The 18,357-nt window shown below is 72.2% G+C and carries 17 protein-coding genes and 1 pseudogene; 11 read left to right on the top strand and 7 right to left on the bottom strand.

Features of this window, described 5'->3' with window-relative positions; genetic code table 11:
* Positions 1–187: 187 nt before the first annotated feature.
* Both ACGFR7_RS36140 and ACGFR7_RS36135 read right to left on the bottom strand, forming a co-directional pair.
* Positions 188–613 (bottom strand): pyridoxamine 5'-phosphate oxidase family protein, encoded by a 426-nt coding sequence (locus ACGFR7_RS36140; RefSeq protein ID WP_393327934.1) that lies wholly within the window; start codon positions 611–613, stop codon positions 188–190.
* A gap of 27 nt (positions 614–640) precedes the next feature.
* A complete protein-coding gene (locus ACGFR7_RS36135) occupies positions 641–1,447 on the bottom strand; it encodes an Fpg/Nei family DNA glycosylase (protein WP_393327931.1) in 807 nt (268 codons plus the stop codon).
* 357 nt (positions 1,448–1,804) lie between these two features.
* Between ACGFR7_RS36135 and ACGFR7_RS36130 the strand changes: the two genes are divergently transcribed.
* The 4 genes from ACGFR7_RS36130 (at position 1,805) to ACGFR7_RS36115 (ending at position 3,681) form a co-directional block, all read left to right on the top strand.
* On the top strand, positions 1,805–2,026 hold the full coding sequence (locus ACGFR7_RS36130; RefSeq protein ID WP_393327928.1) for a DUF5133 domain-containing protein: 222 nt from the start codon (positions 1,805–1,807) through the stop codon (positions 2,024–2,026).
* Between the two features lie 316 nt (positions 2,027–2,342).
* Positions 2,343–2,669, top strand: coding sequence for a plasmid stabilization protein (locus ACGFR7_RS36125; protein ID WP_393327925.1), 327 nt, complete (start codon positions 2,343–2,345; stop codon positions 2,667–2,669).
* 271 nt (positions 2,670–2,940) lie between these two features.
* Positions 2,941–3,156, top strand: coding sequence for a hypothetical protein (locus tag ACGFR7_RS36120; protein WP_393327922.1), 216 nt, complete (start codon positions 2,941–2,943; stop codon positions 3,154–3,156).
* A gap of 18 nt (positions 3,157–3,174) precedes the next feature.
* Positions 3,175–3,681 (top strand): hypothetical protein, encoded by a 507-nt coding sequence (locus ACGFR7_RS36115; RefSeq protein ID WP_393327920.1) that lies wholly within the window; start codon positions 3,175–3,177, stop codon positions 3,679–3,681.
* A 170-nt stretch (positions 3,682–3,851) separates the two neighbouring features.
* Here ACGFR7_RS36115 and ACGFR7_RS36110 read toward each other — a convergent pair whose 3' ends face one another.
* Positions 3,852–5,510 carry a serine/threonine-protein kinase gene (locus ACGFR7_RS36110; RefSeq protein ID WP_393327917.1) on the bottom strand — a complete coding sequence of 553 codons (1,659 nt, stop codon included), beginning with the start codon at positions 5,508–5,510 and terminating at the stop codon, positions 3,852–3,854.
* A gap of 490 nt (positions 5,511–6,000) precedes the next feature.
* Here ACGFR7_RS36110 and ACGFR7_RS36105 point away from each other — a divergent pair, with 490 nt between their 5' ends.
* The 3 genes from ACGFR7_RS36105 to ACGFR7_RS36095 are packed head-to-tail and all read left to right on the top strand — an operon-like array spanning position 6,001 to position 8,224.
* Positions 6,001–6,585: a metal ABC transporter ATP-binding protein gene (locus ACGFR7_RS36105; RefSeq protein ID WP_393327971.1), complete on the top strand. Its 585-nt coding sequence runs from the start codon at positions 6,001–6,003 to the stop codon at positions 6,583–6,585.
* Positions 6,582–7,454: a metal ABC transporter permease gene (locus ACGFR7_RS36100; protein ID WP_393327914.1), complete on the top strand. Its 873-nt coding sequence runs from the start codon at positions 6,582–6,584 to the stop codon at positions 7,452–7,454. The genes ACGFR7_RS36105 and ACGFR7_RS36100 overlap by 4 nt, the downstream gene beginning before the upstream one ends.
* The gene (locus tag ACGFR7_RS36095; RefSeq protein ID WP_393327911.1) at positions 7,403–8,224 is read left to right on the top strand and encodes an ABC transporter substrate-binding protein; all 822 of its coding nucleotides are present in this window, start codon (positions 7,403–7,405) and stop codon (positions 8,222–8,224) included. The genes ACGFR7_RS36100 and ACGFR7_RS36095 overlap by 52 nt, the downstream gene beginning before the upstream one ends.
* A 96-nt stretch (positions 8,225–8,320) precedes the next feature.
* Here the strand turns inward: ACGFR7_RS36095 and ACGFR7_RS36090 are convergent, their stop codons facing one another.
* Together ACGFR7_RS36090 and ACGFR7_RS36085 are read right to left on the bottom strand one after the other, a co-directional pair.
* Positions 8,321–10,054 (bottom strand): class I adenylate-forming enzyme family protein, encoded by a 1,734-nt coding sequence (locus ACGFR7_RS36090; RefSeq protein WP_393327908.1) that lies wholly within the window; start codon positions 10,052–10,054, stop codon positions 8,321–8,323.
* Positions 10,051–11,916: a CoA transferase gene (locus ACGFR7_RS36085; RefSeq protein WP_393327905.1), complete on the bottom strand. Its 1,866-nt coding sequence runs from the start codon at positions 11,914–11,916 to the stop codon at positions 10,051–10,053. The genes ACGFR7_RS36090 and ACGFR7_RS36085 overlap by 4 nt, the downstream gene beginning before the upstream one ends.
* 190 nt (positions 11,917–12,106) lie before the next feature.
* Between ACGFR7_RS36085 and ACGFR7_RS36080 the strand changes: the two genes are divergently transcribed.
* Positions 12,107–13,324: an acyl-CoA dehydrogenase family protein gene (locus ACGFR7_RS36080; RefSeq protein ID WP_393327902.1), complete on the top strand. Its 1,218-nt coding sequence runs from the start codon at positions 12,107–12,109 to the stop codon at positions 13,322–13,324.
* 52 nt (positions 13,325–13,376) lie between these two features.
* Here the strand turns inward: ACGFR7_RS36080 and ACGFR7_RS36075 are convergent, their stop codons facing one another.
* Positions 13,377–14,570, bottom strand: a complete 1,194-nt coding sequence (locus tag ACGFR7_RS36075) for a sugar ABC transporter permease (RefSeq protein WP_393327899.1) — start codon at positions 14,568–14,570, stop codon at positions 13,377–13,379.
* Positions 14,567–15,685, bottom strand: a complete 1,119-nt coding sequence (locus ACGFR7_RS36070; protein ID WP_393327968.1) for an MFS transporter — start codon at positions 15,683–15,685, stop codon at positions 14,567–14,569. The genes ACGFR7_RS36075 and ACGFR7_RS36070 overlap by 4 nt, the downstream gene beginning before the upstream one ends.
* A gap of 529 nt (positions 15,686–16,214) precedes the next feature.
* On the opposite strand from ACGFR7_RS36070, the gene ACGFR7_RS36065 reads away from it, so the two are divergent.
* The 3 genes and pseudogenes from ACGFR7_RS36065 to ACGFR7_RS36055 all read left to right on the top strand — a co-directional run.
* Positions 16,215–16,868, top strand: coding sequence for a hypothetical protein (locus ACGFR7_RS36065; protein WP_393327897.1), 654 nt, complete (start codon positions 16,215–16,217; stop codon positions 16,866–16,868).
* A 397-nt stretch (positions 16,869–17,265) separates the two neighbouring features.
* On the top strand, positions 17,266–17,886 hold the full coding sequence (locus ACGFR7_RS36060) for a sigma-70 family RNA polymerase sigma factor (RefSeq protein WP_393327895.1): 621 nt from the start codon (positions 17,266–17,268) through the stop codon (positions 17,884–17,886).
* Positions 17,887–18,082: 196 nt separating this feature from the next.
* A pseudogene (locus ACGFR7_RS36055) lies at positions 18,083–18,357 on the top strand (RNA polymerase sigma factor SigF); the annotation flags it as partial.

Genomic DNA, 18,357 nt, shown 5'->3' with positions numbered 1-18,357 from the left:
AGAGCTCTCGCTCGCCTGTGGTCTTGAACCCATAGCGCTCGTAGAAGCGGACCGCTCGCTCATTACGGAGATCGCCGCCGGCCTGCCCGTCCTCCGCGGGCAATCAGGGGAGAGGGGAGCAGGGGGAGCAAGGGGAGCAAGGGGAGAGGAGGACAGCAGTAGAGGGGCGCGGCCTGCGCCATGGTGATCAGACGGATCCCAGGTCGGCGGACACCCAGTGCTCCGGCTGCATGCAGATGACGACGTGCTCCCCGAGTTGGGTGTGCTCGTACTCCACGAAGTCGGCGACCTTGTCCTGTGGGAGGTACCGCGCGGCCATCTCCCAGGACCGCTCGCGGTTGTCCGGTTCTGTCCTGGTGACCGGTCCCTCCACCGACACGTAGCGCACGGTCGGCTCGGTCCGCTGCACCATCAGACTGAAGCGGGCTGCGGACCGGATTGCCCGCGCTTTCCGGGAATCAGGCCCGGTACGCACCCACAGTTCGCCGCCCGGCGTGTAGTGGTACCAGATGGGTACGGTCAGCGGTGCGCGATCCGGCCGCTCGACGACCGACAGCGCACCGATGTGAGGTTCCGCCAGAAACTGCTCTCGTTCTCGCAACGACAGTGCCATGTGCCCGACGATAGTCCAACCGACAGCTCACCGACGTGACATGACCCGATCCGGTGCCTGCTGACACCGAGGACACCACACTGTGTGCCGTCCGGCCCAGCGTCCGCCGCAGAGCCGTTCGCGGCAGCGGGGGCAGACGGGATCGGCATCGTCACGGTGGCCGGTGAGCCAGGTCCTGCGTGGTGGCACCCGGCCGGCCGCCACCGCCGAACGCAGTGTCCGTCGCAAGGTCGTATACATCCGGTCCAGCTCTTGGGTGGTGAGTGAGCCGACGAGCCGGGCGGGGTGCAGCTTCGCACGCCACAGGATCTCGTCCGCCAGCAGATTGCCGAGGCCGGCCAGGACCGACTGGTTGAGAAGCGCCGACTTGATGCCGCCGCGCCGACCGGACAGGGCCTCGCCGAATCCGGAGCGGTCGACCGTCAGCGCATCGGGGCCCTGATCCTTCATCATGCGCGCGAGGGTGGGTTCGTCGGCCAGCCAGAGGCCTTTGAGTTTGCGCTGATCGCGGTAGCGCAGCTGCCGGTCGTCGGCGAGGGCGAAAGTGACACGGTCGTGCGGATGCAGAGGCTCGGCCGGCTGGCAGCAGACGAGCTGCCCGGTCATGCCGAAGTGCAGCATCAGGGTCGGGCCTCCCTCGGTGGGGGCCACCAGCCATTTTCCCCGCCGCTCGGGCTCGGCGAGGCGCCGTCCCTCCAGCGAACGCCGCAGTCGCCGGGCGCTCACGCCGTTCAGTACACCCGCGTCGTGCACATCGATCCGCAGCAGGCAGACGCCCCGCGCGCAGGAGTCGAGAATCTTTCGGAAGGCCTCCACATCGGGCAGCTCAGGCATCCAGGCCTCCGTCGGTCGTGCGCTGAAAATCCTTTGGACGGCGCCGGACGACGTCGGATGGCATCGGACGATGCCAGACGGCGCCGGACGACACCTCGGGCCCCAGGTGCGTCAGGCGGCAAGACGGTGGCCTTGCTGCCTCCTGTCTACGACGTGGCCCCCGTCCCCGCGACCCGAGGCATTGCCCCGGTAGCCGATGCCGGCGGTTGTGCCGGTCTTCGGCAGGCCGCACGGCCGGGCCCACAGTCCTGACTGTTCGGCACCTGAGCTCCGTGAAGGCAGGAATGGTGCCACCGGAGGCATGACTGCCGCCTTCGAGGAAACACCCTGAGGGAGACTCGATAAGGAGCCTGGATCATGCTGATGCCTGACCCCAAGGACGTGCGGACCCTTCTGAGCCGGTATGCCGATGCGCGCTTGGCGCACGCGGAGAGGTCAACTCGCCGGTCCGCCACCCAGTTGGACGACGTGTCGTACACCCTGTGCGTGGCCACCGCGACCACGGAGATCGGCGACGCACTCGCCGCCGCCGACCGCATTCTGGCGCAGACCTCTTCTCCTGTCCTCAGCCGCCCGTGAAGGCGTGGGGACAACCAGCTACGTAACGCATGCGCAAGCGGAAGGCGTTTGCGCCCGGTGGCCCGGTGGCCCGGTGGCCCGGTGGCCCGGTGGCCCGGTGGGTCGGTGGTCCCGCGGCCGTCGGCCCGGCGCCCGAGGACCCGGTCCCTGCCGGGCCCAGGGCGGGACCGTCACCGTCGGAGCCGACGGCGGCGCCGACGAAATCTTTTGACGACGGCCGGCGCCGCCCGGGTGGCGGCGCCGGCCCACCGGACGTGGACTGGTACTGCCCACGGCACAGCCGCCGGAAGGCCGACAGAAGAAGGGATGAGGAGCCGTGCCTGCAGGATCAAGCAAGAAGCGTGAACGGCAGTACGAACACATCAAGGAACAGGCCGAGGAGCGTGGCACCCCGCAGAAGCGGGCCAAGGAGATCGCCGCCCGCACCGTGAACAAGGAACGCGCCCGCTCCGGCGAAGCCAGGACCGCCTCCAAGGCCTCCCTCCGCGACCCGAAATCCGCTCCGCAACGCGGCGGCGAACGCTCCCACCGCGGGCCCGGCGGCCCGACCAGGGACCAGCTCTACGAAGAGGCCAAGAAGAAGAACGTCGAGGGCCGCTCCACCATGAACAAGGACCAGCTCCGCCGGGCCGTCGGCCGCTGACACCTGACGGCAGCCCGGTCTTGCGGAGACCGCAGCCCGGTCTTGCGGAGACCGCTGCCCGGTCTTGCGGAGACCGCTGCCCGGTCTTGCGGAGACCGCTGCCGGGCCTGCGGAGACCACTGCCCGGCGCAGCCCATGTGCGACCCGACGGAAGCGGAGCGGAAGGCTGCGCCCGGCAGTGGAGTGCTGTTGCTGGCTGCACTCGTGGCGAGAGCAGCCTGGATCCTGTCCTCAGTGCCTTGGAACGGCATTCGCCGGGCATACGTGTGCAATGGACCAACGCAGCGCGAGCAGGACACCGCCGACGGGCCCCGCCTGGGCAGGGTGGCTCTACCTCGGGCTGGCGGTGCTGGCCGGTACCCAGCTCTTGGCGACCCTGCTGCAGTCGGGAGCCGGCGATCCGGGGTTCGTTCCCAGCCTGGTCGGTGTGATCGCGTTCCCAGCTCTGGCCGGGGCAGCACTGCCGCGTCGAGCTGTCATGAGGTAGCTCTGGCAAGATGTCGCGATGTTCGATTTTGGCATCGCGGGATACCAGCCGTTGTGGTTGAACCGCCGCCGTGACGTCGTGCGCGAGCACGCGCATCGCTTGCGTGGCCTTGCCGGCCGGACTCTGACGGGCGTCTGGATGGTCTGGGACCGTCAGGACGACGAGTGGTTCTGTGATTGCCCGGTTCTGTTCGACTTCGAGGGCGAGCAGGTCGAGATCAATCACCAGAAGTTCGACGACCTCTCCCTCACATGGAACACGATCGACCCCGGCGGTCAGGTCCGGTGGCCCGGCTTCGACCTGCAGTGGCGTACCGAGCCTCTTCCCGGACTGCACGCTCTGCGGGGCCTGTCCCTCACCAGGGTCGAACTGCTCGAATGGGCAGGCAGGGATCTGGCCCGGGGAAACGTCGACGTCAGCTTCGTCTTCGGGGTGGGTCGGGTGACCGTCTTCAATGCCCTCGACGAGAACGGGCTGAGCTTTGCCCCGCCTGATCGGCGCCAGCGGTCCCACCCTCTCCACTGAGGCATGTGGAGTGAGCGTGGCGCCAGTTCGGGGGATGAGCCTCGTACGGCACATCCCGCCACGGAACGCGGGGCCGGGGTATCCGGAACGGCCGCCTCAGGAGCCGACCGGGGCTCAGGGGCCGGCCGGAGCTCAGGAGCGGGCCAGGGGCTCAGGAGCGGGCCAGGGGCTCAGGACCTGGCCGGGAGGAAGCTGTCCCTGACCTTGTCGAAGACGGGGCGATAGCCGTCCCACTTCCGTTCCGGTGCCGAGACGGAGATGTCGTACTCCCGGCGGCCTTCGTGGCCGAAGCCGAGTTCGACGGCGCGGAAGCCGCGCTCCCGTCCCTGGAAGGCGTACTCCCATACCGCCGCCGGCTGGCCCCGGAATGCGGTCTGCTGCATGCGCAGCCTGCGGTAGACGGGGTAGTTGGCCTTCGTGTTCGCTTCCTTGTCCGCGAAGTGGGACACCGGGTTGGGGCCCGCGGGAGCCACTGTCCGGACAGAGATCTCGACCAGTTCGGTGGGGTCGATGTAGGTGACCTGCTCGGCCGTCCGCACCCTGGCCTTCCAGCCGTCCGGAACGGGGAAGGAGACACCGAGTTTCGCCTCCTTGACCTGGTGAAAGCCCTGGGGCACGGGCGAGACCTCCGAGGAGGGGGTGGTGGTGTGATGGCTCTTGGGGGCAGGGGTATCGGGTGTGCCCGTGCTGCGGTGCGAGGCCGCATAGAGCACCCCGGCTGTGGCCGCGGCGGTCACGGTGACGGCGGTCGACGCGAGGAGGAGGCGCCTGCGGGCCCGGCGCCGCCCTTGGCCTGCGGTGGTCCGTGTGGGCGCCGCCGGTGGTGCCGGGGGTACGGACGCGCCGCCGGACACGTCGCCGGAGGCCCGACGGCCCACCTCGGGATCCGGGCCGCCCGGCTCTGAACCCGGACCGCCCGGCTCGGGATCCCGGGGTGCGTCTTCGCTGCCGAAGGATTTCGGGTCCGCGGGGGAGCTCGCACCGGTGGCCGGCGGTGCCACCACCGTCGACCCGCCCGACAGCGTGTCCCGCAGGGCTTGCGCCGTCCGGTCCGCCGACGGCCGGTCGTCGGGTTCCTTGGACAGGAGGGCCGCGATGAGTGGTTCCAGCGGGCCGGCCTGCTTCATCGGCTCCGGCGGGTCGACGGCGACGGCGTACGCGGTCTCCATCGCGGTGGCACGTCGGAACGGCGGCCGTCCCTCCACCGCCTGGTACAGCGTCGCGCCCAGTGCCCACAGGTCGGAAGCCGTCCCGGGCTTCCGTCCGCGGACACGTTCCGCTGCCATGTAGTCGATCGACCCGACCATCTCGCCGGTCTTGGTCAGCGTCGACGCCCCTGCCGTCATCGCGATGCCGAAGTCGGTGAGCACCACCCGCTCGCCCCCGCCCAGGAGGACATTGCCGGGCTTGACGTCGCGGTGCAGTACGCCGGCGGCATGCGCGGCCCGCAGGGCGGCGACCATGTCCAGGCCGATGCGGGCCGCCTCCTCGGGCCCGATGGTCCTGCCGCCCTTCAGGAGCTCGCTGAGCGTGGGCGGCGGGACGTACTCCATGACGATGCAGGGCCGGCCGTCGTCGTCCACGACGTCGTGGACGACGATCACGTTCGGATGCGTGATGCGGGCGGCACTGCGCGCCTCACGGCGCGTGCGCTCGTACAGCGTCGCGAGCTCGTCATCGGCCAGGTGCGGCTGCGTGTGGAGTCGCTTGAGCGCGACCTGGCGGCCGAGGACCTCGTCCACGGCACGCCACACCGTGCCCATGCCGCCGCGGCCGACGTGCTCGGTGAGCCGGTAGCGCCCGGCAATGAGCCGCCCCTCATCCGACAATGTGCGTCCTCCACCAGACCTGTACGCAGGGGATAGTCATATGCGTGTTCGACTTGCCTCGTCACCGTATCCCGAGCCGGGCGGGTTGCGGCATCCCCGTGTAGGACGTGCGAGTGGCCGGGGTGGTTCGGCGCCGTTCCCGTTTTCCTGTGCTCACGGCCTTCGGCGCCGGTCGTCGCGGAGCCGCTGAGGAGCGGACGCCGGTGTGGCGGGACGAGCCGCAGGCCGGCCGTGGCGGGCCGGTCCGTACGCAAGAGGTGGCGAGCCGGTCCGTACGCAAGAGGTGGCGAGCCAGGCCGTGCGCAGGACGATCCGGGGAGGCCGTCGGCAGAAATACCACCGGCTCCGCGGGAACTCGGTACGCCGGTGGCCCGACTAGTGGGCTGTGGAACGGAGCGAGGAGCGGTCAGGGTCCCCAGCGGAGCGGCAGCCCGGCGGTGCGGGCGGCCTCGAGGTGCGGCTTCGGGGGGTGGTGTGTCGCCATGGCCGCCTGGAAGCGGTGACCGGGGTCGATCTGGAGGTCGGGGCCGGTGAGCGGATCGCTCTGACCGGCACCAACGGGTCGGGGAAGACGACGCTGCTGCGGGCCGTGCTCGGTCTGCACCGGCAGGTCGACGGGGAGATCGTGGTCGGTGGCCGGGGCTGCCGCAGCGCCGCCGAGTGGGCGTGGCGGAGAAGAGCGTGCGGGTGGATTCCGCAGCGGCCGGCCCCCGGGCGCTTTCCGTTGCTCGCACGGGAGTTGCTGGCGAGCAGCGGCGACCTGGCGGAGGCGGAACGGGCGGCCGAACGGCTGGGCATGGGCGGTCTGGCGGACCGGCCGGTGGGCAGTCTCTCGGGTGGTCAGTTGCAGCGTATGCACCTGGCGCGGGCGGTGGGGTGTGTGGCGGCCGGAGCGGGCGTGCTGCTCGCGGACGAGCCGACCGCGGCGCTGGACTTCGCGGGCCAGGAGGAGGCCGCCGAGGTGCTGACCACGCTGCCGGTGACGCTGCTCGTGGTGACCCACGACCGGGCCATGGCCGCGCGCTGTGACCGGACGCTGGAGATGGCCGCCGGACAGTTGCGGGAGGTGTCGTGAGCGCGTGGGGGCAGGTCGTTGACCTGTGGCAACTGGTCCCGGTGCAGCGGGCCGGGGTGGGGCTGCTGCTGGCCGCCTTCGGGCTGCCGGTCGTCGGTGTGGTGATCGTCGGGCTGGACATCATGCCGGTGCGTTTCGCGATGATGCATGTGGCGCTGCTGGGCATCGCCGTGGGTCAACTGGTGGGCCTGGACCCGGTGTTGTGCGCGCTGGTGGCGTGTGCGCTCGCCGGGGCGGGGGTGGCGCCGTTGGCCCGCACCCCCGAGGGCCTGTCCGGGGCGATGGGCCTGCTGATGAGCCTGGCCATTGCCGCCGCCCTGTTGATGCTGGCGCTCTCCGGGGTGAATGCCAATGGGGCGTTCGCGCTGTTGTGGGGGTCGATCCTGGCGGTGCGGCCGGCCGATCTTGTCGTGCTGGGCGTGCTGGCCGTGGCCGTACCGGGGCTGTTCCTCTGGCGCCGCCGCGATCTGGCGCTGCTGCTGCACGACCGGGAGCTGGCGTTGTCCTCCGGTGTGGCGGTGCAGCGGCTGACCGTGGTGCTGCTGGTGTTGGTGGCGGTCGCGGTGGCCGGTGCCATCCGTCTGACGGGCGCGCTGCTGGTGGACGCGCTGACCTTGCTCCCGGCCCTCGCCGCCCGCCGTCTCGGCCGTTCGCTGGTGTCGATCACGCTCTGGGCGATCGGCATCGGCGTCGTCGTCAACGTCGTGGGCTTCCTGATCTCGCTGGCCTGGGATCTGCCGCCCGGTCCGGTCCTCGTCCTCGCCGCGGGGGCGGTCGCCCTTGCCGCTCATCTCATACCCGAACGGAGAACTTCATCATGGCGCACGTCCGCGTCCTCTTCCGCCCCGTCGCCGCAGTCACCGCACTGAGTGCGGGGCTGCTCCTGCTGACCGGCTGTGGCGACGGCTCCGGTAAGGCCGCTACGGACAAGGCCGGCGAGTCGGGGCCGGCGTCATCCGGTCCCGTGGTGGTCGCCACCTCCAGCTGGGAGGCGGCGCTGGCCAAGGCGGCCGGGGCCAAGAACGTCAAGTCCCTTGTTCCCGCCTCGGTCCGGCATGCGCCCGACTACGACCTGAAGCCGTCCGACCTGGCAGCGGTTGCCGGGGCCGATTACGTCCTCTACGCCTCGTTCGAGCCCTTCGCGGGCCGCATCAAGGAAGCCGCGGGTTCCAAGGCGAAGCTGATCGAGGTCAATCTGGACAATGCGCCCGCGACCACCAAGGGCGAGGTGACGAAGCTGGGCAAGAAGTTCGGGACGCAGCGGACAGCGGCCAAGTGGAACAGCCGGTTCACGGCGGAGTGGACCTCCCTTGCCGCGCAGGTGAAGGCCACGTGGCCCGGTGGCAAGGCTCCGGCGGTGGCGGCGCAGAAGTTCACGACGTGGGCGGCCGGGCTGGCCGGGGCCAAGGTGGTCGGTACCTACGGCCCGGAGGCGGTCACGCCGGCCCAGCTGTCGGCGCTGTCGGCGAAGAAGCCCGCCTTCGTGCTGGACAACGAGAACATGTCGACAGGGACCGTACTGCCCGGCTCGGGCGCCAAGCAGCTGAACATCGTGAACTATCCGGACGCGGACCTCGACCTGCTCGGGGTCTACCGCAAGACGGCCGGCCAGATGGAGAAGGCATTCTCCGCTTCCTGACCGGCCGGCTCGCACGAGGCCTTGCACGGGAGCTCTCGCACGAGGCCTCGCGGGGGTGGGGGAGGGGCCGCCGGGTGCGGTCCCTCCCCCGTGGCCTCAGCCGGCTTGCGCGTGGTCGGCGGGGAACTCGGCGGCCGCCCTCTCCCGTAGCGCGGCGCGATCGGGCTTACCCGCCGGGGTGAGGGGCAACTCGTCGGTCACCAGCAGCAGGCGCTCCGGGTGCTTGCGGCGCTCCAGACCACGTGTGTCCAGGTGGCGGCACAGGCTCTCAAGTCCGGGTTTTCGTCCGGACCTTGGCACCACACACGCCGTGAGCCGTTCGCCCATCAGGGGATCGGGGACACCGACACACATCACCTCGCGGATGTCCGGGTGGGAGGAGAGTTCGCCCTCGACCTCGGCGGGGCTGATGTTCGCACCACCGCGGATCACGATGTCCTTCAGACGGCCTACGACCCGCAGGGTGCCGTCGGCGTCCAGCATGCCGAGATCCCCGGTACGGACCCAGCCGTCGGCGGTGCGGTACCGCATGTTCAGCTCGGGTGCGCCGACGTAGCAGAGCGGCGTCATCGGGCCGCGCGCGACGATCTCCCCCGGTTCGCCGGCGGTGCCCCCGGGCAGCGGGGCGATCCGGATCTCACACACGCCGGGGACGGGGCGGCCCACCTTGATCCCCGGGCCGTCGTCCGGATGGTCATCGGCGGCGCTGAGTTCATCGGCGGCGCTGTGTCCATCGGCGGTGCTGTGCTCACCGCGGGCGCTGTGCCCGGGCAGGCCGCCGTGGCAGTTGACGCCGTCGGCGGAACCGTAGAGGTTGACCACCGCGCAGCCGAAGGCCCGGCGGGCTTCGTCGCGGGTGGCCGCGTCGAGCGCGGAGCCGCCGAGTATCAGGGCGGTCAGCCCGACCGGCGTCTCGCGGGCGTCCGGCAGCCGGTCGAGCATCATGCGCACCATGGTGGGCACGCCCAGTACGTGGGTGGGCCGGTGGGCGAGGATCGCCTCCAGGGCCGCGTCGGGCGTGAAGCGGTCGAGCAGGACAAGGGATCCGCCGTGCCGGGCGAGGGTGACGGCGGTTCCGCTGCTGCCGAAGGCCGAAGCGAGCGGCACGAGGAAGAGGCAGCGGGGCCGCACGCCGTCGCGGAGCAACGGCGCGAGCGTGTTGCCACGGCCGCCCGCGAGCGCATTGTGCGAGTACGCCACCATCTTGGGCTCGGCCTCGGACCCGGAGGAGACCAGGATCCGGGCCGCGGTGTCGGGGTCGGGGCGCGCGGGAGTGAACGCGGTCGCGTCAGCGCGCAGCAGATCGGCCAGCGGCAGACAGCCGTCGGGGACCGGGCCGGGGCCGGCGGCGAACACGGCGCGCAGAGCGGGCAGTTCGCCGGACAGTCCGGCCAGCTCCCGTGCGTGCGCGACGCCGCGGTGAGCGGAGGCGGCGATCACCGCGCGGGCCCCGGAGCGGCCGAGCAGCGACACGGCCTCCCGCCCGCCACGTCCGACCGGGAAGGGCAGGACGACAGCGCCCAGCGCGGCCACGGCGAGGTCGGCCGCGACCGCCTCTCTGGTGTTGGGAAGCTGCACGCCCACCACGTCCCCGGGACAGACGCCTGCCTCGGCTAGCCCGGTGGCCAGACATCGTGCCTGGTGGTCCAGTTCCGCGTAACTGACCTCGCCGCGGGCGTCGATCACGGCCGTGGCGTGCGGGTCGGCGGTCCTGCGGGCCCGGAACAGTGCGTACAGGTCCAGGTCGGGGCAGTGGCCTTCGGTGGCCCAGGCACGCCGCAGCGTTGCGGGGACCAGATCGTGGAACCGGGAGGGGAGCGGGGCTGTCATGCGAACCTCCAGGGCGAGGGGACGACGAGGGAACCGTGGGAATCGCGGGTCAAGGCCCCGCGCAGGCGCGTGTCCTCGGGAAGGGCGCCGAGGTCGGTGGTGACGGCGGTGGCAGATCCGCCCTGCTCGCGCAGGGCCGCGACTGCCTGGCCGGATGACAGCTCTCGCAGACGCGCCGACTCGGCATGTGCCGTACGGGAGGAGTCGTCGGCCGGCGCCATCCATCCGTCGGCGGTCGCCAGTGGCCGTCGGAAGCCGGCCGGGCGGCGCGGGTCCCGGCCCGCCGCGGCCCGTCGCACCGCGGATGCGGTGAGCGTTTCCGCGGCACCGAGCAGTGAGGACTCCACCCGCACGCCGCGCCCGCTGCGCTCGCGGAGCAGCAGACCGGCGAGCACGGCCTCGGCGCCGACGAGCCCGCCGAGCGCATCGATCAGGGTCATGAGGGAAGGGGCGGGCGGCTCGTCGGCCGGCCGGGCCGCTTCGCCGACGGCGGTACGGGCCTGCACCATGAAGTCGGTGCCCATGGGGGCATCGGACAGGCGGCCCGCCCAGCCGCTGGTATAGGCGTACACCAGGCGCGGGTTGACGGGCGCAAGGTGGCCGGCGCCCAGCCCGAACCGTTCCGCCTTGCCCGGCGCCCAGTTGTGAAGGAACACGTCCGCGTCGGCGGCCAGCTCCCGCAACTCGGCCTGCCCGGCGGCCGACTTGATGTCGACCTCCACGGCACGCTTGCCGCGGTTGAGGGCGAGCCAGCGTGCGGAGACCCCCGCGGCGCAGGGGGGCATGCCGCGCAGCGGGTCCCCGCCGGGCGGTTCTATCCGTACGACGTCCGCGCCGAGCAGGCCGAGCAGATGGGCGGCGAGCGGGGCCTGGATGCGGCGGCCCGCTTCCAGCACGGTCAGGCCGGAGAGCGGAAGGGCGCCGGAGGACAGGGCTCTGGAGGACATGGCGCCGGCGTGCAGGGAACGGGAGGAGCGGGCGTCGGACGACAGGGATCCGCAGGCGGGCGGGGTCCCTGCCCCGGGGAGGGTCGCCAGGGTCCATGGCGCGGTGGCGGGGGCCGCCTCCGCCGCCCGCTCGGCCAGCGTATGCAGGGCGCACACCTCGGCCCCCGACGAGGCGGCGGCCTCCCGTATGCGCGTCCAGGAGGCAGTGCGCGCAGTCCGGTGCAGTCCCTCGGGCACGGGTGCGCAGGCGGTGGCGTAACGGAACTGGAAGGCGGGCCAGCCGGCGCGTATCGCTTCCTCTGGCGCGCCGAGGGCGCGCCAGAACCGGGCCCAGGGGGCGGGCTCCAGCGCCTCCAGCTCGAAACGGGTGCCACCTGCGGTGGTGAACGGCGGGCCGCCGGGAGCCGGAGCGACCGCCTCCGCCTCGGGTGCGTTCGCCGCCGCGGCGTACTGGGAGACCGTCAGCAGCGCTGCCCGGTCGGCCCCGGTGGCGATGTCCGTGGCCCCGCCCCCGCCCGCGCCTCGCGCCTGGCCGAGGAGGGTGGCGAGCAGGCCCTGCACGGTGAGGACCGACGCGCAGGTGGCCGCGTAATCGACGGCGAGGCCCCGGGGCGCGCCGTCGCGTCTGCCGTGCACATGCATCATGCCGGTGGCCGCCTGGACGGTTGCCTCGTCGGCGGCATCCGCTTCCGGCAGGACGTCCGCCCAGCCGGTGTGCGCGGTCACCCCGCCCGGTCCACGGCCGGTGGCGGTGAAGCGCGCGGGGCCGGTCCGAGCTGCCGGCGTCTCCGGTGCTCTTGCGCCCAGCGACCGCAGGTGGGCGAGTGCCGGCGCGGTGAGTGCGGCAGGCCCCCAGACCTGTACGTCCACCTCCTCCAGCGGCCGATGCGCACCGATGACAGTCGGGCTTCCCACGGCATTCACGGCATTCACGGCATTCCTCTCCGGCGACGGCAGTGTGCGCCGCGTATCTCGTACGGCGTGGTCGTACGGCGTGGACGTACGGGAACCAGACGACGACCGGGGCCGACCAACTCCACGGCCAGTAAGTCGGACTGCCGGTTCACCGAGTTCCCGGTGGATACGGAGGAAAGCGGTGAACCCCATGGATCGTGCGCAGGGCACCCCGAGGCTTCCGAGTGCGGACGCGGCCCTCGGCCCCGGCCCGTTCGGGCTGCCGGACTGTCCGCCCGAGGCCGCCGGGCCGCGAGGGCGCGTAGCGGCGTTCGTACGGGAGCGGGTGATGCCCGCCGAGCCGGTGCTCGACGCGGGCGGGCCGGCCGCGCACGACGCGTTGCGCAGGCTGCGGACGGAGGCGAAGGACGCCGGGCTGTGGGCACTGCCGTTGCCCGTGGAGTGGGGCGGGCAAGGGCTGCCGCTGTCCCCCTACGCGCATCTGGCCGAGGCCGAGGGGGCGAGCGACCACGGTCCCACCGCCCTCGGTTCGGGCTCCCTGCTGGACGTACTGATGCTCAGCCGCCACGCCGCCGAGCCCGTTCGCGCACGCCATCTGCGGCGCATCGTGGCGGGTGAGCTGCGCACCTGCTACGCGATGACCGAGCCCGACACACCCGGCACCGACCCCGCGCTGACCGCGACCCGTGCCGAGGCCGGCCCCGACGGGACGTGGACCCTGCACGGCCGTAAGTGGTTCATCACAGGAGCGGGCGACGCCGACCTGGTGACCGTGCTGGCCCGGACCGGCGACGACCTGTCGCTGTTCCTGGTGCCGGCGTCAGCGCCCGGATTCCGGGTGGTGCGCGAACTGCCGGTGCTCGGCGTGGGCGGCCAGTGGGAGATCGAACTCGACGGCGTCACCGTGCCCTCGGACCACCTGGTCGGCGAGCGCGGCAAGGCGCTGCGGATCGCCGGGGAGCGGCTGAGACTCGGCCGCGTCCTGCGGTGTCTGCGCTGGCTCGGACAGGCCGAACGGGCCTTTGACCTGATGTGCGTCCGCGCCCGGTCGCGGAGCCAGTCGGCCGGCCCGCTGGCCGATCGTCAGCTCGTCCAGCAGCTCGTCTTCGACGCGTTGCTGGCGATCCGGACGACCAGGCCGCTGGTGTACGAGGCGGTGGCCCGTCTGGAGGCGGGCGACGATGCCCGGGTGGAGACCGGGCTCGCCAAGGTCGCGGCGGCCCGGATGCTGCAACAGGTCGCCGACGCCGCGATCCAGGTGCACGGCGCGGCCGGCCTCGGGCCGGACACCGCACTGCCGGGGCTGTTCCGTATGGGCCGTGCGGCCCGGCTGCTGGACGGCCCGGACGAGCTGCACATCGCTGCGGTGGCCCGCCGTGTCCTGCGCGATGACCACGGCACCTCGTGAAGGCTGCCGGCATGCCGTGACGTTCGCCGTTCACGAGGTGCCTCCGCTCCGGTCACATCGTGAACGGCTCCGTCAGCCCGGTGAGTATCGCCAGCCCCCAGGCGAGGAAGAAGTCCCCCCAGATCAGCTCATGGTGCGTGGCGAGGCCGCGCCCGGCGTCGTAGCAGCCGTCCAGCAACGCGCCCGAGTCCGACTGGTGCGCCTCGGTCAACTGGCGCAGGATCAACTGTCCTCGGGCCGCCAGGCGGTCACCTTCCTGCCCGTCGCCCGCTGTCCGTGCCAGCGTGGCCAGCTTCAGCGCGGCCACCGCCTCGATCGCCGCGGCGGACGTGTCCACGGGGCCGAGCGGGCACCCGTCCTGAGCCGGAGGGACGAGCCGCGCACCCGGCGCGAGGCGCAGTGCGGCGAGCCGCCTTGCCGCCTCCCGCAGCCGGTCGTCGTCCCCGAGCCAGTGGAGCCCATCGGCGGCCCCCAGGAGCAGCCACGCCGCCGTACGGCTCCAGCCGGGCGCGGGCTCGGAGCAGGCCGTCCAAGTGCCGTGCGGCCGGGCCTGCCAGGTGGGGCGCGGCGGGTCCTCGGAAAGGCACAGTTCAAGATGCCGGGCGAGATGGCCGTACGCGGCTGCCCGACCACTGCCTTCAGTGCCCCTGCTACCCCTGCTGCCCCTACTACCCCTACTGCTCCCTCGGCCCGCACTGCCCGGTGCGTGGGCCAGCAGTGCCACGAGCCCCGGTACCCCGTCCGCGCGCGCCAGCAGCCGCGGCCCGCCGAAGGCATCGCCCCACGGCACCAGCCCCCACTCGCCCTCGTATGCGGCCAGGCAGGCCCGCGCCGCCTCCTCCCTGAGCCGGACCGCAGCCTCGTCGCCACCCGGACCGGCGGCCAGGGCGGTGCCGTACCAGAGCACCAGCCCGCGGGTGGCGGTGTCCTGCCGGACCCAGTACCGCAACCGCTGGGTGCAGTCGGTTGCCGCCGCCCGGTGCGCCGAGTCGCCCGAGGACAGGCCACGCAACCACAACAGACCCGCCCAGAACCCTCCGGTCCATGAACCCCGGGAGGTGGACTTCCATGAGCCGCTGTTCCGGTCCGCGTACAGCGGGAAACGCGGACCGACCTCGTCCGCCGTCGCCGAGACCCGCTCCAGCAGGGAGGCGAGCGCCTGGCCGGCCCACCCCGCCGTTTCCGAGTCGGTCCAACCCGCCCTTTCCGAGTCGGCCCAAGCCACCGTTTCCGAGGGCGTATTCATTCCGCCTCCTCCTGGCGACGCGACCACAGCGGCACGGTAACCATTGCCGCCCCGGCGAACTCGGCTGCCACCAGCAGCCATCCCGGCCCGTAGCCGGCGGCCGAGACCAGCGCGCCGAACAACGGCGGGCCCACCGCGAACCCGGCGAAGAAGCCCGCCGACACCAGAGCCGAATCCTGCCCGGCACGTCCCGGGGCCGCTCGTTGCAGCACCAGGACCATGGACACGGCGTTGGCCGACACCGCGAACGATCCGACGGCGATCGCGGCCACCCACACCAGCGCAGGCGCCAGGACCGCGACGGCGAGAAGCAGCGCCGCGCCCACCGCCCCGGCCGCCAGCAAGGCGGGCAGTGCCTCGGCTCGCCCCGGCCGCCCTGCCACCCGCGACCACCCCAGGCGCCCGCCTATGCCGGCCACGCCCAGGACGGCCACCAGGGCGGCGGCCGTGGTCGGGGAGAGGCCCAGACGTTGCGAACCGAACAACGCCAGGTAGGTGTTGACCGAGGCGATCCCGCAGCCGAGCAGCAGGGAGAAACCCGCCAGCTGCCGCGTCAAGCCGCGCACGGGCCGGGGAGGGCGGCTGCCCAAAGCCGCCGCGACCGCGTCGGGCGGCAGCACGAGGGCGGCCCACACCGCGGCCAGCGCGGCCGTGCCCGCTGCCGTCCACACGGCGCCACGCCAGCCCACCCCCGCGGCCAGCAGCGGCAGCGGAAGTCCCGCCACGAAGGCACCGAACTGGACCCCGGACTGCTTCAGCCCGGTGACCCCACCCCGCCGCTCGGCCGGAACGGTGGCCAGGATCAGCTTGTTGGTCGCCGGGTTGGCCAGGGCCTGCGGCAGACCGCCGAGCGCCACCGCCAGCAGCAGCACCGCTGCGCCTGGAGCGGCCCCGATCAGTGCCAGCGAGACGGCGGCGAGCAGCAACAGGGCCACCAGACAGCGCCGCGGCCCCACCCGGTCCACCAAGCGCCCGGCCGCCGGGGACAGCAAGGCCGCCGCGCCGAAGCCCGCCGTCGTGGTCAGGCCCAGCACCGTACGGGAGATCCCCAGCTCGCCGACCAGCCGTGGGCCGAGCGCGCCGATCAGGAAGAGCTGCATCATCGAGAAGGCCATCGCGGACGTCAGCAGCAGCGTCACCGCCGGGCCCGCATGCCGAGGCCGGGCCGTACCGCCGTCGGCCCCGGCGGATCCCGATTCCGTCCCACGCTTCAACCGCACCGCAGCCCTCCTGAAACACCGGCCCCGGCCTCTCATGACGCCGGGCCCAGTCAGTCGTACGGACCGGGCCGTCAGTTCCCGGTGAGAGCCGCCGAGCGGGGGGTCCCCTGCCGGGCGGGGGAGACCTACCGGGCAGGGGAGGTCCGTCGGGCGGGGGAGACCTGCCGAGCGGGGGAGGCCCGTCGGACGGGGGAGGCCCGTCGGGCAGGTGAGACCCGAGCGGAGGAGCAGCGCCCGGCCTTCCCTCTCTCGTGCGCTGCCACCCGGTTGACCACCCACGAGCTGGTTTAGCGGATCCGGACAACAACTGGGCCCCAGGCGCCATGCACCCTCCCGAACGGATGAACCGGCTGGCACGATGACCAACATGACTGCCGGGTCGGTTTCACGAGCTGCGCGCGCCGCAATCTTCGCGGTGGTGTGCGTGACGACCGCAGCCCTGGGACATGCGCTGATGTCCGCGCAGCCGTTGCCCTGGTGGGCTCTCCCGGCCGCACTCGGGGCAACGGGCTCGGCGGCCTGGTGGTCGGCGGGGCGGGAGCGCGGCGGATTCGCCGTGACCGGTTCCTCCGTAGTGGCCCAACTGACCCTGCACTCCCTGTTCGGCCTGGCGCAGTCGTGCCGGTCCGGCCCCGACCTGCAGATCGCCCCCTCGGCGTCAATGGCGCCAAGGGGCGACATGACGGGGATGAGTCATCTGGCGGGCATGGCCGGCAAGCTCGCCGCCTCCACCGCGCACATGGGCGATATCGGTGCCATGCGCGGTGAGATGAGCGAGTTGCGGATGGTGCACTCAGGCCACGGCACCCTCGGTATGTTCCTGGCCCACGTGCTGGCCGCGCTGGTGTGCGGGTTGTGGATGTGGCGCGGCGAGGCGGCCGCGTTCCGGCTCGCCCGCAGTGTGGCCGCGGTGTGGTTCGCGCCCCTGATGCTGGTCCTGGCGACGCTGGACTGGAGGGGCCTGAAGCCGACCGCTCGTCCGGTGGCCGCCTGCGGTCATGTCCCGTGCCTGCGCGGGGTGTTCCTGCATCACGTCCTGTCCCGCAGGGGCCCGCCGCACCCGTCCTTCTGCTGCTGACCGCCCGCCTGCCTGCCCTGGGACTCTCCCCGGCAGCGCCCGGGACTCTGCAATGGGGTCATCGACGCCACTGCCGTCCATGACGCGCTCTTGCCGATGGAGTCCGGGATCCCGCTCCCTTTTCTGCAAGGTCCCTGTTCTGCACGGTCCATTGCATCGGTGGCGGGCGGAGTACCGGCGAGCCCATGCGGCTGCCGCCCTCGTACCTCCGCGGGCGCAGCCGGACCACACGCCGGCCCTTGCCTCCGCGGCTCTCCGCCCTGCCCTGCCCGTAGCGCCCGTCGACCGTCGCCCCTGGACGTCGTCACCGGCCTTCGCACGGGTCTCCGGAATGCCGCTCACCGACGAGGCCGTGCCATGCCTGGTACGCCCCGCACCCTTCGAAGGACATGTGGCGATGATTCCTGCCCTTTTCGATCCGGCCGGCGGCAAGCGGAACGCCGCGGACGACGAGCAGTTGACCGCCCTGGCGCTGGCCGCCCGGAACGGCGACCCCGAGGCCGTCGAGCGATTCATACGCGCCTCCCACCGCCATGTTTGGCGATTCGTGGCCCACCTGAGCGGCGAGACGAACAGCGCCGACGACCTCTCCCAGGAGACCTTTCTCCGTGCCCTCACCGGTCTGCCGCGATTCGCCGGCCGCTCCTGCGCCCGTACCTGGCTGCTGTCGATCGCCCGCCGGGTGGTGATCGACCGCTACCGTTCTGCCGCCGCCCGTCCGCGCCTCGCCGATGTCGACGACTGGCAGGCGGTCGCGGAGCACCGTCAGCCGAGCGGACTGCCGGGCTTCGACGACGGTCTGGCACTGAGCGAGCTGCTGGAAGCACTGGACGGCGAACGGCGCGAGGCATTCGTGCTCACCCAGTTGGTCGGGATGCCGTACGCGGATGCCGCGGCGATCGTGGGCTGTCCCATCGGCACGGTCCGCTCCCGCGTGGCCCGTGCCCGCGCCGACCTCACCGGCTGGCTGAGGTCCGCCGAGAGCTGCGCACGACGCCCTCAGCCGGTCGCGGCGTGACCGCCCCCGGTTTCGGGTGATCACCGTGCCTCTGGCCTGCATGAGCGGCGGACGTTCGCGTCATATCGGGCACCGGAGCGCCTTCATCACAGTTGCCTTGTGGAAATAGTTGCCGCATGGCAGTTTTATGTGTGGTCATCGGGTAGGTGACGGCGTGACGGCATGACGGGGAGATCAGGGAGGAGTAGCCATGGCAATGGCAGCGGCGCAGGCCCACATCTCGGTGAAGCGCTCGGACAGGGGCACCGCATGTGAGGCTGCTCGGTCGGCTGTGCCGCAGGTGGAGGAGGCTCAGCGTGTCGCCCCGCAGGACGCGCGTCGCCTGTCGAAGCTGTTCTTCGAGCGGCTGTCGGTGCTGGAGGAAGGCACCCCGGACTACCAGTACGCGCGCAACACGCTCATCGAGATGAACCTGTCGCTGGTGCGCTATGTCGCGCGCCGTTTCCGCAGCCGCGGGCAGGAGATGGAAGA

It is taken from the genome of Streptomyces sp. NPDC048516, assembly GCF_043199875.1.
Classification (GTDB): domain Bacteria; phylum Actinomycetota; class Actinomycetes; order Streptomycetales; family Streptomycetaceae; genus Streptomyces.
The sequence above is the reverse complement of the archived record's forward strand: the minus strand, read 5'-3'. Positions and strand labels throughout refer to the sequence as shown.

Coding starts and splice junctions, on each gene's coding strand:
- ACGFR7_RS36140 (WP_393327934.1), bottom strand. CDS start 613: ATGGCACTGTCGTTGCGAGAACGAGAGCAGTTTCTGGCGGAACCTCAC.
- ACGFR7_RS36135 (WP_393327931.1), bottom strand. CDS start 1,447: ATGCCTGAGCTGCCCGATGTGGAGGCCTTCCGAAAGATTCTCGACTCC.
- ACGFR7_RS36130 (WP_393327928.1), top strand. CDS start 1,805: ATGCTGATGCCTGACCCCAAGGACGTGCGGACCCTTCTGAGCCGGTAT.
- ACGFR7_RS36120 (WP_393327922.1), top strand. CDS start 2,941: ATGGACCAACGCAGCGCGAGCAGGACACCGCCGACGGGCCCCGCCTGG.
- ACGFR7_RS36115 (WP_393327920.1), top strand. CDS start 3,175: ATGTTCGATTTTGGCATCGCGGGATACCAGCCGTTGTGGTTGAACCGC.
- ACGFR7_RS36095 (WP_393327911.1), top strand. CDS start 7,403: ATGGCGCACGTCCGCGTCCTCTTCCGCCCCGTCGCCGCAGTCACCGCA.
- ACGFR7_RS36090 (WP_393327908.1), bottom strand. CDS start 10,054: ATGACAGCCCCGCTCCCCTCCCGGTTCCACGATCTGGTCCCCGCAACG.
- ACGFR7_RS36080 (WP_393327902.1), top strand. CDS start 12,107: ATGGATCGTGCGCAGGGCACCCCGAGGCTTCCGAGTGCGGACGCGGCC.
- ACGFR7_RS36075 (WP_393327899.1), bottom strand. CDS start 14,570: ATGAATACGCCCTCGGAAACGGTGGCTTGGGCCGACTCGGAAAGGGCG.
- ACGFR7_RS36070 (WP_393327968.1), bottom strand. CDS start 15,685: ATGGCCTTCTCGATGATGCAGCTCTTCCTGATCGGCGCGCTCGGCCCA.
- ACGFR7_RS36060 (WP_393327895.1), top strand. CDS start 17,266: ATGATTCCTGCCCTTTTCGATCCGGCCGGCGGCAAGCGGAACGCCGCG.